The organism is Chitinophaga sp. CC14, assembly GCF_048957795.1.
GTDB classification, from domain to species: Bacteria; Bacteroidota; Bacteroidia; order Chitinophagales; family Chitinophagaceae; genus Chitinophaga; species Chitinophaga ginsengisegetis.
In genome coordinates this window covers 2,199,772-2,215,163 of the sequence record NZ_JARBFY010000003.1, presented here as the reverse complement: position 1 = coordinate 2,215,163, position 15,392 = coordinate 2,199,772, and the positions used below count along the sequence as shown (strand labels likewise).

The following is a 15,392-nucleotide window of genomic DNA, read 5'->3' as shown; positions in this document are numbered from 1 at the left end:
GTAAGTAGTATCAAAACTTGTTTAAAGGAGTATCGGCTTGACCTTAACAAAGCAAGGATTGCAACAAAACATGAAGGTAAAAATTTTCTGTACCGTTCTATTATTATTCGGCATTATGGCACAAGCACAAGAAGGTAAAACTTATACGGCATTGGTCAATGATCTACGCTCAAAAGATAAAGACGGCGGTAAAATCAGATCAGAATATTATATGCTCAACTTTAAAAAAGATGAGGTACTCATTTTACCTTATACTATAGTTACTGAACAAGGAAACCACAAATATAATACAAGAGCCAGTCATAATGGCGACTGGATGCACGGCACGTGGTACCAATCCGATGGCAGTATCTATGTATATGGGCTACCGGGGGCATGATGGTGTTAAAGATAGTGCGGGGACCGACATCAGAGCAAATAATACCGGCAGGTGGACACGGCATGCCAGGGTTGCCTTTGAAAGCAACCCACACAACAAATACAAATGGACGACAGATGGGCAGTACATTTTTGTATTTGGTTTTAATAATTGGACTATGGCCATGGTTAAAGACGATAAGGTGGTGGTTTTACATGATGGTATAGAGATAGAAATGCACCCAATAGAATGAAAACAAAACTTTTTTATACGGCGCTGTTATTGCTGTACAACATTCTTGTTTGTGCACAAACTGATAAAAGCTACACAGCATTACAAAAACACTTTTCTATGAAAAAAGGAGAAGATGTAAACGACATATGGGAATATTACCTGCTTGATTTTAAGAAAGACCAGGTAGGCATATTAAGGTACGGTATTTATTCTCAACAGCAGGGAGGTAATTACTACTACACGCTTGCATCTGTTGATGATGAGTGGACTTACCATAAATGGCAACAGCAAAACGGCATTATCCAAATAGATTACCTGCCGGAAGAGGATGTTGCAAAAAAACTGAAAATAGCCGGTGATAGTTTAGTAAGCGTTAATGACAACCAAATAGTATTCAGGGAACGTAAGAATCCACAACCAGCAGATACGGTAGTCGGGAAAACTTATGTGACTCATTCCGCTAATAACTATCTTGCCTTTAGTTTTGATAAAGACAGCGTAGAGATAGCTCATTGGAAAGACATTGGCGACAAGGAAAAAGTATTTGTTTATGATGAAACCGAGAAGCCCAGGAAATATAAATGGTTAGCTGATGGCGATTATATCCTTATGCTGGGCTTCGAACCGATTAATGTGGCAATTTTCAAAAATAATACGGTTATAGGTTTCTATTTCAGGAAAGGCAGAAGAATACCAATGACATTAGAAACACGTAAACCAGGGAAAAACGTTCAGTGAGAGATGTTTACGGAAATATATCCTACTCACCTGAAATATATACGGAATCTTTAGGGTTATATAATATCAAATGTTTTATACCGGCTGGAAAATTCATCGATGCTGTTTCCATTAGCTTTTTTACTGCCATTTGAACCTCATTATAATTTAAATCAGCTGCCTGTGTTACCACGATGCTGATACCTGTTTTACCATTTATACGGGAAAAATTTCCATAAGTATAAGGACCAAATTCAACCTTCGCTGCCACATCCTTTAATCTCAAAGCTGTATCGGCATTACTGCGGACAATCATATTCCCGTACTCAACAAGCTGGGTATGCTCACTTTTGCACTTAATAATATAATCAAAAGTCTGTTTACCATTCTTGTATAATATCCCTGTTACCGCTTCCAATTTATCATCCGGAATAGTGGCTAATACTTCCTTCAGCGTTAAATTTAAAGCGGCCATGTGCTCTTTATTTAACCAGATACGCATCAACGAATCTTTATTCTCATCAAAAGTAATCAAATGACTGACCCCTGGAACCCGTTGTATTCCGGGAACAATATTGATTGCGGCATAATTAGCGAGGAATGCCTGATCGTACGGCCCGGTATTTTCCGAATACAAATTAACCGCCATAACTATAGGCTCATTTTTTCTGAGAACAGTGATGCCAGACTGTACTACCTCTGAAGGCAGTTGTCCTGAAGCTACAGAAACCAGGTTTGAAATATTCACTGCGGCCAGGTCCAGATCAGTACCTGGTTTAAAGTAAATGGTAATAATTAATGAGCCGTCGCTACTTGCGGTATAGGTCATATAATCCATGTTTTCAACATTATGAAAGATGGAATCTTTTAATGGCGGAGTTACTGAGCCTAATACAGTTCTGACATCAGCTCCAGGATAAAGCGCCCTCACCTGTATTGAAGGCAAGGCCATATGAGGGAATTGCTGTCCGGGTGATGCCATCCCGGCGCAACTAACCAGGATAATGGATATAGCATAAATAACCGTGGCTGATACGAGCCATTTCAAAAGTTTCTTAAACATCTGTTTTGTAATTATTCAACAAGGAAAAATAACTTCAAATATTGGGCTGCTACAAGGTAACTTATATTTAGATTAAATTCCACTCGTTCATTTTTTTATTGATCCGGCATGAAGGATTCATGGCAGGCACAGGAACCTCCGTTTTTACTGTTTCTTCATCACATATTTCAAGTACATATCGCCATCAGAGGTAGACTTCACCACATACCATTTCTTGTTATCGCTTAGCAAAAGCTCATACGAAACGCTGCTTTTATTCATAAGCTCTGTAACGCCGGCGATGTGTTTGCCGACAGATTCTTTCTTTACCGTTGTTAATTCCCTTTGAGAAGTAAAATTTCTTCTCCCCGGCTATGCGTCTCAAAAAAATACAAGATAAATTCCTGCTAACCGTCCACATTCTGACAGGTTTTTGTAGATTAGCGCCCGAGATCTGAACCACATGAGAAAAGTACTGTTTTTGCTATTACTGGCGCATCAGGGATGGGCACAACCAACCGCGAAGTCCGCCCAGCCAACCAAACCATCTATCGACAGCCTGTCTGTATACAACCGGCAGCTTTCTCCCCGGGAAATGAAGCAGGACCTGCAATTATTCCTCGACATCCGTAAAAAAACCAATTCCGGTTTGTATCGCTACCGTACCCAAAAGCAGATCGACAGCATCTATAAATGGGCTTTCAGGGAGGTGCGCAAGCCTATGCCTGTGCTGGGTTTTTATAAAATCATTCTGCAGTTGACCGATTTTGAAGGCAGCTGCCATAACTATACAGAGCCGCATGCCGACCTTGTCAGGTATTTCAACCAGCAGCGTGGCTTCTTCCCTTTTGCCCTTAAGTATATTGAAGGTAATATGATCTTCAATAGCAAAACAGCGCAAATCCCCGTGGGATCAAGGGTAACAAGTATCAATGGTGTTTCCGACAAGGAATTGATGCACTCTTTTTACAAATACATCACCACAGATGGCTTTACCGAAACAGGAAAGCTATCAGGCAGCGTGAACAAGAGTTATGGATTGCGTTACCTCTATGAGTATGGCATCAAAGACAGCTTTACCATCCGGTTTACCGCCCCGGGCGCCACTATGGAACAAACAGTAACGGTGCCGGCTGTATCGCTGGAAGAACGGAAAGCCAACCTGGTACTACGTCATAGCGCACCGGTAGACAGCGTGATCGATTACAACGTGCAGCCCAAATATAGTTTTAAGATGAAGAATCCTTCAACAGGTTTATTGAACCTGCGGATATTCTCAATGGCCACCGGGGCAGACGATCCGGCCTTCCCGGTGTATGTGGCATTCCTCGACAGCGTGTTCCGGGTACTTGATCAAAACAAAATACCCAACCTCATTGTAGACATCCGCAGCAATCCCGGTGGCAGTGATCCTACTTTTGAACAACCGATGATGTACCTGACGGATTCAAGCTTCAAAGAAAACAAACTGGCTTATACCATCTTTGGTGATGGGATTGCCTATGAAGAATATTTTTGGGGTGTATCCACGGCTGTAAAGATGGACTCAGCATCCAAGGCTGCGGGGAAGCTATTCCTGAAAGATTATTTTCCTGCATTGCAAAACGGCAGGAATATACAAAACATCAAATACAACCCGGTGTATTACCCTAAGCAGCCCGGTTTCAAAGGAAAATTGTATTTGCTTATTGATGAAGAGGTGGCATCGGCAGCATCACACCTGGCTTCTCTTGTGAAAGCCTATGCACGCAATGTGACCATTGTTGGGGTTGAAACCGTTGGCGGATATTATGTACACAATGGCCATATGCCATTGATATATGAACTGCCTCATTCAAAAATAAAAACGAAGTTCTCTATCGTTTATGTGGAGCAGGATGCACCGGTAAAGCCGGATCAACCGGAAGGCAGGGGCATTATTCCCCATCACACGGTATGGCCTTCTTTCAGCGATTTTATGCAAAACCGCGATACCCAGATGGAATATGTGCTGAAACTCATCGCTGAGAAATCCTGACATATCCATCCGGGTAATCACAGCATATGCGGCTGCGGGCTTGTTACAGCGACCAAACTGCCAGCTCGTAGCCGTCGGGATCTGTGAAGTGGAAACGCCTCCCACCGGGAAAGCTAAAGATGTCCTTTACGATCTTACCTCCTGCTGCTACAATCTTTTGTTGGGTAGCTTCAATATTGTTTGAATAGAGAATGATTAAAACACTACCCTTTACCGGTTTACCCGTGGTGAATCCGCCATCTACATAATCACCTTCAAATGCAGTATAGTCCGGTCCGTAATCGGTAAACTTCCAGCCAAAACTCCTGGTGTAAAATTCTTTGGCGCGGCTGATGTCTTTTGACAGGAATTCGATATACTGTACCTGCTCATGTTTTAATTTGCCTTTAAAATGCGTGTCTGCCATAGATCATATGCTTTTTACAAAGATATAAAATGACCGTTGTTGCCTGTTTGTAAAAAACCGACAGTATCATTTAAAGAAACACACAATACAGCCCGCCATTAACAGCGGGCTGTAAAACAAAACTTAATTATCCAGTATAAAGGTGCCGGCTTCCGCCAGGCCGGGTTGCGGCTGACTGTCGAGCCCCGATATTGGTACCAGTTTAAAATATCTGAATTGCTTTCTTACAGGAAGGTTGAAATACTGTTTATTTGGATAGAGATTAAGCAACACAGTGGTACCAAGATCTTCCCAGGTCTGGTTATCATTACCCACCAGTATCTGCAACTCCTTTATTTTCCGGTCACCATCTTTCTGGATGAAAACAAAACCATCTACGGAAAGCGTATCTCCCATATCTACCGTGATCCAATGGTCAGGATAGTTGGTAGCAGGGGCGGAATAGCGCGCTATCCAGGGCGTGGAAGCGCTGTCGTCTATTAACCGTATCGCCAGCCTGCTGTTGTTAAGTTCTTCAGAGCTGAATCCGGCGATCGACCAATTCTCTTTGGTATACATCTTACGTACCGGTTCACCGGAAGGCTTCGGCACAAACGAACCGATTTTAACCGGTACACCGAAATTTGGCGTGCCATCTGCATTCCATGTAAATTTCTGTATGCGCGCATTCCGGCCACCGCCGCCAGCCGCACTGCGTGCGTGGTAGATGATCCAGTCTTCCGTACCGTCCGGTGATTTGAAAAACCCATTATGACCGGGACCAAAAGCGCCACTATCTGCGTTCATCGAGAAAACAGGATTTGCTGTCTTCACCCAATCTGCAGGATTCATAGGATCCCCGTTCAGGTTAAGACTTAACAATCCCAGGCAGTAGGTATCCACCCAATAGCCGCTGCCTGAATATACGATGAACAGGCGTCCGTTGGGGTTGATGATCGCCTGGGGGCCTTCGTTAATGGCGTTTCCGTTCATTTCCCAGGAGTATGTGGGGCTGGAGATGGCTACTTTCGCGCCCGCAATTGTCCAGGGATTACTCATGGGTGCAATGTAAATACGCTGTGGTGCTGCGCCTGCATTGCCCCCGGACCATAACATGTACATTTGCCCGTTATACTTAAAAACGGTTCCGTCTATTGCCCATTGATCCGTAGAATCGGCAACTTTTCCCTTCAATGTCCATGTTCCCTGTGTGGGATCGGCGGAATTATTTTCTACCACATACATCCGGTGATTAGCATTGGTGCCGTTATCGGCAGCAAAAAAGATGTACCATTTATTGTCGATTTCATGAAGTTCGGGCGCCCAGATATTTTTTGAGTACGGCATTCCCTGTGGAGGAATCCAGGCATCGTAAGGTGGCGCCAATGCCAGTTCAGTCATGGCGCTTGTTTTGTAAAGCACCAGTTTACTTCCCTGTGTATACATGAAATAATACATTCCGTTCTTTTGAGTAACCCAGGGATCAGCTCCCCGTGGCATCAATGGATTCGTGAACGTGTTTTCGAGGGTAAAGTTCGCCTCATTCACTTCGTTAGCCAGATTCGCCGTTTTGGCGTTATTGGCAACCAGCTTACCGGGACTTACTTTTTTGCAGGCATAACAAAGTGCAAGACATAAACAGGCAAACAAATAGATAGCATTTTTTTTCATGGAGGAAGTGGATTAACTATTAACGCGGAAAAATGTGATACTTCTTCCTAATATACAAAATTATTCTTTGAACTTTCTCCACAAAAAAACTACCGCGCTAAAGCTGCACCGGCCCGCTTCAGGGTTAATACTGTTATTTCAGGCCATATGCCAATCCTGCCCTTTAATCCGTGGAAACCAAAGCCCCTGTTCACGTACAGGTATTTGCCGCCCTGCTTGTAAAGACCGGCCCATTGCTTGTAGAAATATTTTATCGGGCTCCATTTGAAACCAAACAGTTCAATACCAAACTGCATACCGTGCGTATGCCCGGCTAAAGTAAGATGTACATGTTGTTCATGATCTACAGTTACTTCATCCCAGTGAGACGGGTCATGCGACATCAATATTTTAAAAGAGTGATCAGGTACCCTGGCTGTTGCTTTCTTCAAATCGCCATATTTATGAAAACCGCCTTTACCCCAGTTCTCTACACCAATGAGGGCAACGCGTTCGCCCTGTTTGTTTATTTCTACCGCTTCATTAAGCAGTAATTTAAAGCCGGTTTCTGCGTGAATCTCCTTTAAGCGCGTAAGATTCGCCTCTTTGGCCGCGTTACTTTCCCATTTGATATAATCGCCATAGTCGTGGTTGCCCAAAACAGAATACTTTCCATAAGGTGCTTTCAGGTTTGTAAACATGGGAATCCATTGATCCATTTCTGAAGCTAAATTGTTGACCAGATCTCCCGTAAATAGCAGCAGATCGCTGTTTTGGGAATTTACGAGATCCAGTCCTTTTTGTACGCCTTTGGCGTCACTGAAGCTTCCGGAATGTACGTCCGATATTTGAGTGATCGTAAAACCGTCAAATGACTCAGGGAGATCCGGGAAATAGAGCGTTTCCTTTCTTATCCTGTAAAAATGCCGGCCGCGTGTTACGCCAAAAATGATGACAAGAAAGATCAGCCCTGCCAGTACAAGTGCTGCCTCACTTATATACACGCTCCGTGGTGGAAAGCCCTGGAACAAACGAAGGATATCTTCAGTCAACAAAACCGGCGAAGAAAATAATTTTGGAATGAAAATCAATAGCATGGTCGTCATCAGCAGGGAAACAAGATGCCGTACCTGCTTACCCGCTCTAAGCATGAACAGTGTGGATATTATCCCTCCAATCAATAAAATATCAACAACCCAATAGCCCATATGGAGCGCCGGATTTTGAGTAAGTGTAATAACAGCCTGGTAGAAATAGATATCGCCCACCAGGAAAAGCAATAATATCAGGGAAAGTCTTTTAGCCATATAAATAAAACATGTAAATTAGTAGACGAACAACTAACAGAAATATTTTGGAAATCTGTCATCTTTTTGAACATAATTATGAATACCGACACTAAAATATGAGGCATGGACAATTCCAACACACATAATCGTATCGCAAAAATGACATTTGCCTCGGTCTATCCATTGTATGTTGCAAAAGTGGAGAGGAAAGGCAGAACAAAAGAAGAATTGCACCAGATCATAGAATGGCTGACAGGCTTCGACAAAAAGAAACTACAGGAGCTGATAGAAGAAAAGGTAACTTTTGACGCCTTCTTCCAGCGCGCGTCATTAAATCCTAATGTGAGCCTCATCACAGGAGTAATCTGTGGGTACCGCGTGGAGGACATCGAAGATCCTTTGACGCAGCAGGTCAGGTATTTGGATAAGCTGGTGGATGAGCTGGCGAAAGGCCGGAAGATGGAGAAAATTTTGCGCGGGTCGTGAGGTGTTCACGACAGAACTTCCCGGCTTTCGGTGTGTTACCGGGCCCAACCTGTTTTGCAGCAACCGTTATTATCACTTTATTTTCTCAAAAATGTATTGTTCAATGACGGTATAATAAGAAAAATACACTCCTTTTTTCACCTCCTCTACTACTCTCGGGGAATTCAGAATCAGGTATCCTTTTTCGTCAATTCCGATTTGTGAAACCCCTGCACTTGCTTTGGCTAACTTATACATCATCATAAATCTCCTGTTTTCAATGCTATACTTAGCCGATATCATTTTTTTGAAAGCAGACTTTCCTGTTTCCTTAACATAAAGCTTGAAATGATTGTCCGAAATAACTGCAAAAGCTTCATCCTTACTTTGATCAGCCAAAAGAACGTCCGGAAGCCTGTAATATGTCTTCGTCGGAAGGTATACGGAGTCATTATATCGTATTGAACGAACATTCATCATTCGCCATATCCCGATAAATTTCTTTGGGTCATCAACGATCGTTGTTGTGTCCAGCTGTGCGTGTGGAATGATTGAATTAGCTGTTACAGAAGTAACTACGCCATTTTGAGTAAAGCTCAGTGCAGCCTGGGTCTTTCTTAATGCGGGCGTAAGAAAATTATAGTAAATATCAAAGTCGTTATCCCACTGAGGATATTCAAGTCTTGGTCTTGAAATTTTATAATTCAAAGGGAAATTAATACCCGTATCTTTAGCGATTTTTGAAAGTTGCTCAAAGTCGTTGTCCTGAGCAGAAGTATCAACCGAAGCCGCTGTCAGAAATAGTACAGGCAATGTTTTAATAAACTGATTCAGCATAGAGATAAGTCTTTACAATTGTGAATCGCGTTAAGGTCGTCGCACCGCAACAAGTTATTTCAATAGGTTGCACAATACCTAAAAATACCGAATATATTGCTTAGCTAAACTTTTCGAGCGTGTTAAAACGTATGGCACAAAAGAGAGATTCTCATGGAAATCCCGGTTGGATAATCTTGCTATTACAATTTTGACCCTTATGACCTAATACACAAGCAAAAACGAAGCCGGAGCGTATTTATTTAATTTAAAGGAAAAGGCTCCCTTGTTGACCTTTATACTTTCTCCAAGAGGGGTTCCGCGCAGATCTATCGGCACTACAGCCTTTACGTTACTTTCTTTACCCAGGTTTACTATGCGCTCGCCCTCTATGCCAGCTTGTTCCCACAAACGTAAAATCGTTCCTTCACCATCGGGATTATCACCATATGCGGTAACCAGCAAACCTTTTCCTGATATGGATACCCCGCTTTTACTAGCAGGCATTTTTCCCGCTTCACCGTCCGCAATTGCTGTTAATAAAGGAAGACGGGCCTCCCATGCATTTTGTGCCAGGTTATGAATAGCATTTGAGTTTTTGCTCAACGACCATACCCGAACCCTTTCGCTCCATGAACCATCCTGCCACAAAGCATAATTCGTATTCCACATATTATTGTAAAGGTTAACAAATACAGACGGAACAGTAGGTACATAATCCAGGGAATACTTCCACAATCCCAACTCACCCAGACTAATCAAAGGCGCATCTATAGGCGATAGCGCCATACCTGATTGATCCGGCTGTACAACAACGACACCTGTGTTTACCGCCATAAGACACCTATTGGCGCCTGTAATAATATCCTTTTCCGGATCTACAGCGCCCCCTAAACGACCAACAGTAAAGGTGGGTTGTTTTACACCAAACGGAAAGCAAAGCCATCCTCCCTCGGGTTGTTTATCTGCGGTTTTGGCATTTACAGTCCATTCAATATCAACATAAGCCTCATTGCGGGGAAAGGTGAAAGTCAGCGTATAGTGCTTTGCATAACCTTCTGTTGAGTCAGTAGTTAATGTTGCTATATCTGCAGCATCGGAATGAATAATAGCTATTTTCCAGTTCTTTGGTGTAAATGACAGATAAGGAATCTTATCTGCGCCGGGCATTCCTGGCTTTCCAAAATCATTCAATCCCCATCCATCCTTTACGCGGCTATATGCATTAAACCATTGATTGATTTCATTAGCACTAAAACGCTCGTGAACAAACTGCCCTAAAACATATTTTGAGGATTGATCGACCAGTTCCCTGCTAGTAGATTTTTCAATTAAAGATGCAATCCCCCCCTTTGTTAAATCAAAAGCAACTTTAAAATAAGGCGTATTGAAATCAGGATGCTCATCACTGATGGGGTTTCCATTCCTAAGTTCATCGGGGGTATAAGTCTTGTAGCCGGATGGAGGCACCTCCTTCACATAAACATAACTGCCTTTTTGAAAAGGGTTTTCGATCATTCCGGATCGTTTCCACGGCAAAGGATTATATACTACCAGTCGTTTTCCACTCTTGTTCACCGATGTTGCCAGGAGGTTCAAGTCCTTAGTCAGTTCCCCGGCTACAATATCGTTTGTATTGCGGATATACTGACGTTTGACATCATAAGAATATAGCCATTTTCTTTTACTTCCGGTGGTAGTGTTGTGTGCATCACTGTTTTTCAGGACCGCATAGTTGCCGTTTTCAGGAAGAGGTTCAGCCGCCGCTTCTTCCATCCACTTTTTCCACTCCTCTCCGTAGCTATACCGGGGGCCATATTCTGCGTTCATTCCCCAGGTATGTTCAGCATATAAAAGGCTTTGTTCGTACGCTTTTGCTAACATCGCAGTGATGGGCCTGACAGGTAAGCCCCATGCTTTCATTTGGGTGTGCAACACATCGAGTGCCGATTCCATCGGACGGATGTTTCTTGCAAGCTTTGTCTCCTCCGGGTTAGTCTGCACCCCGTGAATCCACGTATCAGGGCAATCTCCTTTAATAGTTGGCAGAGGAGGATTCTCTGCTAATACCGCCCTGGCAAAATCATCCAGCGTCCCGAAATGTATTCTCACACCCGGCAATTTCTTTTCCGCATAGTCCAGTAGCTTATGAATCTCCTGAGATGACGGTGGACCATGATTATCACCTGTCATTTGCATCGCGAGATAATTTTTACTTGGCCAGTTGGGAGTAGGCCGAATATCAGAACCATACAATGTGGTGTAATTACATAAAACTTTCGAACCATCCGGCCCTTCCCACCAAAACAGCTCGGGGAACCTGGGATACTGGCTGGCAGGATTACATCCTAATTGTAAAAATTGGATACCTGCATGTTTCAACAATGTGGGCAGGATCCACGAATGACCAGGTACATCAGTCATTTTCGCACTAATGGGTAAGGGCAGTCCATATTTTCTTGCAACAGCAGAAGAAAAGCTCAATCCCCGCACCAGGTCTTCATCATCCAGAGATTCAGTTTGCACGGTAAATGGAAGGCCGTGTACGGCTATCGCTCCCGATTTGATGGCCTTTTCAATTCTTGCTTTTCGTTCGGGTGTTTGCAAAGGCCCTAATATCTGTGCCTGTAAAGGCCATCCCGAAACCGTCCATGCAAAGTGCATTTTTTGGGGTAATGATTCACTGCTTTCAATTGTTTTCAGCGCATTATCCATCATCTCTTCCCGGTAGCGCCTAAACACATTTTCCGGCAAATCCGTAAATCCAAGATCAAAATGAGTTTTAAATACAACCCAGATGTCTGTCACTTTTGAATTTGCCTGTCTGAGGTCTTTTAAGTCCTGTCCAAATGCTGCATGCGCGAACAATATAAAACCAATTAATAAGGTTTTTATTTTTTTCACTTTCGAATTGAATTTGAATCAAACAATAATTTTAGCCACGTTAGTTTCTCAATCCCTTGAAGCAGACATGTTCAATAATTGAACTCCCAGTTTCCACCGTTTAATATCATCATACCTAAATCCCTCAAAGGCCAGCTCGTTCTTCTTTCATGCCCGGATTTTCTCTTTCATTTGGGATTGGGTGTACTTGTTGCGGTCTTTTGTTTTATACAACCTAATTTGAATCGGCCTTCAACGATGCATTAAAAAACACATCTAACCCACAACGCTCGCAAGGTTTAATTGATTTTCTCCCGTTGTGCAGGTGGAGTGTTTGCAGGATGTTTGCTAAGCTGTTTGTCATTGCAAGTGTCTTTTGAAGTACCACCTTACCGGTAAAGGACCTGGAAGTTACTTAAAAAAGGAAAGGTCGGATTTTCATCCGACCTTTCTTACGTGCCCAGAACTGGATTCGAACCAGCACACCCTTGCGGGCGCTGCGACCTGAACACAGTGCGTCTACCAATTTCGCCATCTGGGCAACTGATATTGTGTCAGGGCTGCAAATATAAGCAGCCATTTTATTTTTCCAAAATTTCACTGAAATATTTTTTCAGTCAACCGCCGCAATTCCCCTGAAAACCAGCCCGATAAACAAATAACCCGCAAGCGTTGTTAAAATAACTATGACTTCCATCATCATCATACTCGTGCTTATTGCGCTCAACTTTTACTTCTCCATTGCGGAGATTGGTTTAATTTCGGTAGACAAATCCCTCCTCCAGCAGCAGGCAGACAACGGCAATAAAAAAGCCCTCAACGTTTTAAACCTGATCAAAGATCCGGATGAATTCCTCAGCGCCGTGCAGGTAGGCATCACGCTGGTAGGCATACTGGAAGGACTATACGGCGGCGATCTCATGGCCGCCTGGCTGGAACCGGTATTTGTTTCCTGGGGCCTGCACGAAAGCATGGCACACCTCGTGGCGCTCATCGTAGGCGTAGGCGGCATCACTTACCTCACCATCGTTATCGGTGAACTGATCCCCAAAACCCTTGCCCTGCTAAACCCTCAAAAAGTATCTTACCTCATCACCCCCTCGATGATCCTCTTTTCAAAAATTACCTATCCCTTTATCAAACTGCTTACAGCAAGTACCAAATTAATTCTCGGCCTCTTCTCCGTAAATACGATCCGTGAAGAAAAGCTAACGGAAAACGATCTGCGGAGCATGCTCACCGCAGCGTACAAACAGGGACTCATAGACAAAGGAGAATTCACCCTGCATAAAAACCTGTTCTCTGCATACGACCTCACAGCCGAAAACATCATGACACCCTCCGGCATGATCACCTATGTAAATAATGAAATGAGCAGGGAAGTAATAACGGAAACGATTAAACGTAGTATACACCGCACCTTCCCGGTAATCAGTAACAAAAGGGAAGTACTGGGCGCCCTGGGTGTAAAAGACTTCCTGCTTTATCCTGATAAGCCGCTGGAAGCCTTCCTCAGCCCCGTTTCTTTCCTGTCGGTAAACCAGGCCGTGTATGATATCTTCCAGCAGCTGCGCCGCGAAAATACCAATATGGGCGTGGTGATTAACGAATACGGCGCCTGCGAAGGAATCATTTCCTATCATGATATTGTGTCCGGACTGCTAGGTGGCAGCCTGCCGGGATTCAATGCCACAGAGCGTTACCTCGTACAACAGGAAGATAAAAGCTGGCTTACCTACGGCTATACACGACTCAGCTATATCCGCGAAACACTGAATTTTGAATGGCTACGGGAATATGAAAAAGAAGACATTACTATTGCCGGCCTCCTCATCGATAAGCTGAAACATATCCCCGCCCCGGGCGAAAAAGTAATGCTCAACCAGGTAACCTTCGAAATAAAAAAAATGGATCATCACCGCATCGATGAAGTGGTGATCCGTACGCAAACGCTTGCGCAATAATACTTTTACTATAGTTTATGTACCATAACCTTTCTATCTTGACACAAACAACCTGATGGTTATGGTAAGAAAAACCTTCCTGCTCGGACTGCTCGTTTTGCAGGGCTTTATTTCCACTGCACAAACACGAAAACCAAATATTATTTTTATTTATGCAGATGACCTGGGATATGCGGAAACCGGTCCTTACGGACAACAGAAAATAAAAACGCCTCACCTCGACCGCCTCTCTGCAGAAGGCATCCACTTTAACCAGTTTTATACCAGCACACCGGTATGCGCACCTGCACGCTGTATGCTGCTCACCGGCCGTCATGGCGGGCATTCGTATATCCGTGGGAACTATGAAATGGGCGGCTTCCCCGATTCACTGGAAGGCGGACAAATGCCTTTGCCGGAAGGTACGGTTACTATTGGCACCATGCTTCAAAAAGCAGGGTATACCACCGGCGCCATCGGCAAATGGGGACTGGGCATGCAATACAGCACCGGTGATCCTAACCGCCAGGGGTTCGATTACTTCTACGGCTATCTCGATCAGAAGCAGTCACACAGCTTCTACCCTACCCATCTCTGGGAAAACGGCAAAGCCGACAGTCTACGCAATACTTTCATCAATGTACATCAGCCACTGTCGCCCGCCACGGCTACCGATGCCGATTTCGATTATTATAAAGGAAAGGATTATGCGATAGATGAAATGACGAAGAAAGCCACGCAGTTTATCAGGAAAAATCAACAACGGCCCTTCTTTCTCTATCTCCCCTACACCATACCGCATGTGTCCCTCCAGGTGCCCGACAGCGCGCTCCGGCAATACATCGGGCAGTTCAATGAAAAGCCCTACTACGGCCAGCAGGGATACAGCCCGCAGAAATACCCGCTGTCGGCCTACGCCGCCATGATCACTTACCTGGATTCACAGGTGGGCATTATCATGAACCTGGTAGCCAGCCTCGGACTGGACAACAACACTATCATTATGTTTTCCAGCGATAACGGCACCACTTTTAACGGCGGTGTGGACGCCGCCTTCTTCAATAGCACCGGGGGCCTCAGAGGGCTTAAAATGGACCTTTACGAAGGTGGTATCCGCGAGCCTTTCATTGCCCGCTGGCCAGGAAAAATCCCGGCAGGAAAATCATCCGAGCTGCCGGGCGTTCAATACGACCTGATGGCCACCTTAGCCGCTATTGCAGGCATCCCCGCCCCACCGAACGATGGTATATCACTGCTGCCGGAAATGACCGGCAAACACGCTCAACAACCGGAAAGAAAATATCTCTATTTTGAATATCCCGAAAAGGGCGGCGCCATCGCCATCCGCATGGGAAAATGGAAAGCCATTAAAAATGGTCTGAAGAAAAATCCCGCAGCTCCGTGGGAACTGTACGACCTCAGTACCGATAAAGGAGAAGAACATGATGTGGCCGCTGCACACACCGCCATGCTGCCGGTATTCAACGACATTGTAAATAAAGAACACCGGAACGCACATATCAACGAATGGGAATTCATCCACCCAAAAACAAGCAAAACAAAATAAAAACTCCGCCGGGATTTTCAACGCTA

14 protein-coding genes and 1 tRNA gene are annotated in these 15,392 nt (G+C 44.2%); 7 read left to right on the top strand and 8 right to left on the bottom strand.

The window, feature by feature from the left end; translation table 11 throughout:
• The first annotated feature begins 37 nt into the window (after positions 1-37).
• The 3 genes from PV783_RS18850 to PV783_RS18840 all read left to right on the top strand — a co-directional run bounded on the left by PV783_RS18850 (position 38) and on the right by PV783_RS18840 (position 1,330).
• A complete protein-coding gene (locus tag PV783_RS18850) occupies positions 38-379 on the top strand; it encodes a hypothetical protein (protein ID WP_420989160.1) in 342 nt (113 codons plus the stop codon).
• Positions 342-611 carry a hypothetical protein gene (locus PV783_RS18845; RefSeq protein ID WP_420989159.1) on the top strand — a complete coding sequence of 90 codons (270 nt, stop codon included), beginning with the start codon at positions 342-344 and terminating at the stop codon, positions 609-611. Before PV783_RS18850 ends, PV783_RS18845 begins: the two co-directional genes overlap by 38 nt.
• A gap of 98 nt (positions 612-709) precedes the next feature.
• Complete coding sequence (locus tag PV783_RS18840; protein WP_133256176.1) at positions 710-1,330, top strand: hypothetical protein; 621 nt, start codon at positions 710-712, stop codon at positions 1,328-1,330.
• A 22-nt stretch (positions 1,331-1,352) separates the two neighbouring features.
• On the opposite strand, the gene PV783_RS18835 is transcribed toward PV783_RS18840, so the two are convergent.
• On the bottom strand, positions 1,353-2,372 hold the full coding sequence (locus PV783_RS18835) for an efflux RND transporter permease subunit (RefSeq protein ID WP_420989158.1): 1,020 nt from the start codon (positions 2,370-2,372) through the stop codon (positions 1,353-1,355).
• A 442-nt stretch (positions 2,373-2,814) separates the two neighbouring features.
• Here PV783_RS18835 and PV783_RS18830 point away from each other — a divergent pair, with 442 nt between their 5' ends.
• Entirely contained in the window at positions 2,815-4,368 is a 1,554-nt protein-coding gene (locus PV783_RS18830; protein WP_420989157.1) for a S41 family peptidase, read from the top strand.
• Between the two features lie 43 nt (positions 4,369-4,411).
• On the opposite strand, the gene PV783_RS18825 is transcribed toward PV783_RS18830, so the two are convergent.
• The 3 genes from PV783_RS18825 to PV783_RS18815 form a co-directional block, all read right to left on the bottom strand.
• A complete protein-coding gene (locus PV783_RS18825; RefSeq protein ID WP_420989156.1) occupies positions 4,412-4,774 on the bottom strand; it encodes a VOC family protein in 363 nt (120 codons plus the stop codon).
• A gap of 123 nt (positions 4,775-4,897) precedes the next feature.
• On the bottom strand, positions 4,898-6,424 hold the full coding sequence (locus tag PV783_RS18820; RefSeq protein ID WP_420989155.1) for a family 43 glycosylhydrolase: 1,527 nt from the start codon (positions 6,422-6,424) through the stop codon (positions 4,898-4,900).
• An 89-nt stretch (positions 6,425-6,513) separates the two neighbouring features.
• Positions 6,514-7,710, bottom strand: a complete 1,197-nt coding sequence (locus tag PV783_RS18815) for a metallophosphoesterase (RefSeq protein ID WP_420989154.1) — start codon at positions 7,708-7,710, stop codon at positions 6,514-6,516.
• Positions 7,711-7,815: 105 nt separating this feature from the next.
• Here PV783_RS18815 and PV783_RS18810 point away from each other — a divergent pair, with 105 nt between their 5' ends.
• Positions 7,816-8,178, top strand: coding sequence for a DUF2200 domain-containing protein (locus PV783_RS18810; protein WP_420989153.1), 363 nt, complete (start codon positions 7,816-7,818; stop codon positions 8,176-8,178).
• Between the two features lie 72 nt (positions 8,179-8,250).
• Here PV783_RS18810 and PV783_RS18805 read toward each other — a convergent pair whose 3' ends face one another.
• The 4 genes from PV783_RS18805 to PV783_RS18790 all read right to left on the bottom strand — a co-directional run bounded on the left by PV783_RS18805 (position 8,251) and on the right by PV783_RS18790 (position 12,397).
• Entirely contained in the window at positions 8,251-8,994 is a 744-nt protein-coding gene (locus PV783_RS18805) for a hypothetical protein (RefSeq protein WP_420989152.1), read from the bottom strand.
• Positions 8,995-9,198: 204 nt separating this feature from the next.
• The gene (locus PV783_RS18800; RefSeq protein WP_420989151.1) at positions 9,199-11,877 is read right to left on the bottom strand and encodes a DUF5054 domain-containing protein; all 2,679 of its coding nucleotides are present in this window, start codon (positions 11,875-11,877) and stop codon (positions 9,199-9,201) included.
• Positions 11,878-11,925: 48 nt separating this feature from the next.
• Positions 11,926-12,012: a RagB/SusD family nutrient uptake outer membrane protein gene (locus PV783_RS18795; protein ID WP_143313572.1), complete on the bottom strand. Its 87-nt coding sequence runs from the start codon at positions 12,010-12,012 to the stop codon at positions 11,926-11,928.
• Positions 12,013-12,313: 301 nt separating this feature from the next.
• Positions 12,314-12,397 (bottom strand) — tRNA-Leu (locus PV783_RS18790).
• Between the two features lie 145 nt (positions 12,398-12,542).
• Here PV783_RS18790 and PV783_RS18785 point away from each other — a divergent pair.
• Positions 12,543-13,820, top strand: a complete 1,278-nt coding sequence (locus PV783_RS18785) for a hemolysin family protein (protein ID WP_420989150.1) — start codon at positions 12,543-12,545, stop codon at positions 13,818-13,820.
• 61 nt (positions 13,821-13,881) lie between these two features.
• Complete coding sequence (locus PV783_RS18780) at positions 13,882-15,366, top strand: arylsulfatase (protein ID WP_420989149.1); 1,485 nt, start codon at positions 13,882-13,884, stop codon at positions 15,364-15,366.
• The last annotated feature ends 26 nt before the right edge of the window (positions 15,367-15,392 follow it).

What these genes read in the sequence shown, in the direction of transcription:
- PV783_RS18845 (WP_420989159.1), top strand. Translation starts at nt 342, where the DNA reads ATGGCAGTATCTATGTATATGGGCTACCGGGGGCATGATGGTGTTAAA.
- PV783_RS18840 (WP_133256176.1), top strand. Translation starts at nt 710, where the DNA reads ATGAAAAAAGGAGAAGATGTAAACGACATATGGGAATATTACCTGCTT.
- PV783_RS18835 (WP_420989158.1), bottom strand. Translation starts at nt 2,372, where the DNA reads ATGTTTAAGAAACTTTTGAAATGGCTCGTATCAGCCACGGTTATTTAT.
- PV783_RS18830 (WP_420989157.1), top strand. Translation starts at nt 2,815, where the DNA reads ATGAGAAAAGTACTGTTTTTGCTATTACTGGCGCATCAGGGATGGGCA.
- PV783_RS18825 (WP_420989156.1), bottom strand. Translation starts at nt 4,774, where the DNA reads ATGGCAGACACGCATTTTAAAGGCAAATTAAAACATGAGCAGGTACAG.
- PV783_RS18820 (WP_420989155.1), bottom strand. Translation starts at nt 6,424, where the DNA reads ATGAAAAAAAATGCTATCTATTTGTTTGCCTGTTTATGTCTTGCACTT.
- PV783_RS18815 (WP_420989154.1), bottom strand. Translation starts at nt 7,710, where the DNA reads ATGGCTAAAAGACTTTCCCTGATATTATTGCTTTTCCTGGTGGGCGAT.
- PV783_RS18810 (WP_420989153.1), top strand. Translation starts at nt 7,816, where the DNA reads ATGGACAATTCCAACACACATAATCGTATCGCAAAAATGACATTTGCC.
- PV783_RS18805 (WP_420989152.1), bottom strand. Translation starts at nt 8,994, where the DNA reads ATGCTGAATCAGTTTATTAAAACATTGCCTGTACTATTTCTGACAGCG.
- PV783_RS18785 (WP_420989150.1), top strand. Translation starts at nt 12,543, where the DNA reads ATGACTTCCATCATCATCATACTCGTGCTTATTGCGCTCAACTTTTAC.
- PV783_RS18780 (WP_420989149.1), top strand. Translation starts at nt 13,882, where the DNA reads ATGGTAAGAAAAACCTTCCTGCTCGGACTGCTCGTTTTGCAGGGCTTT.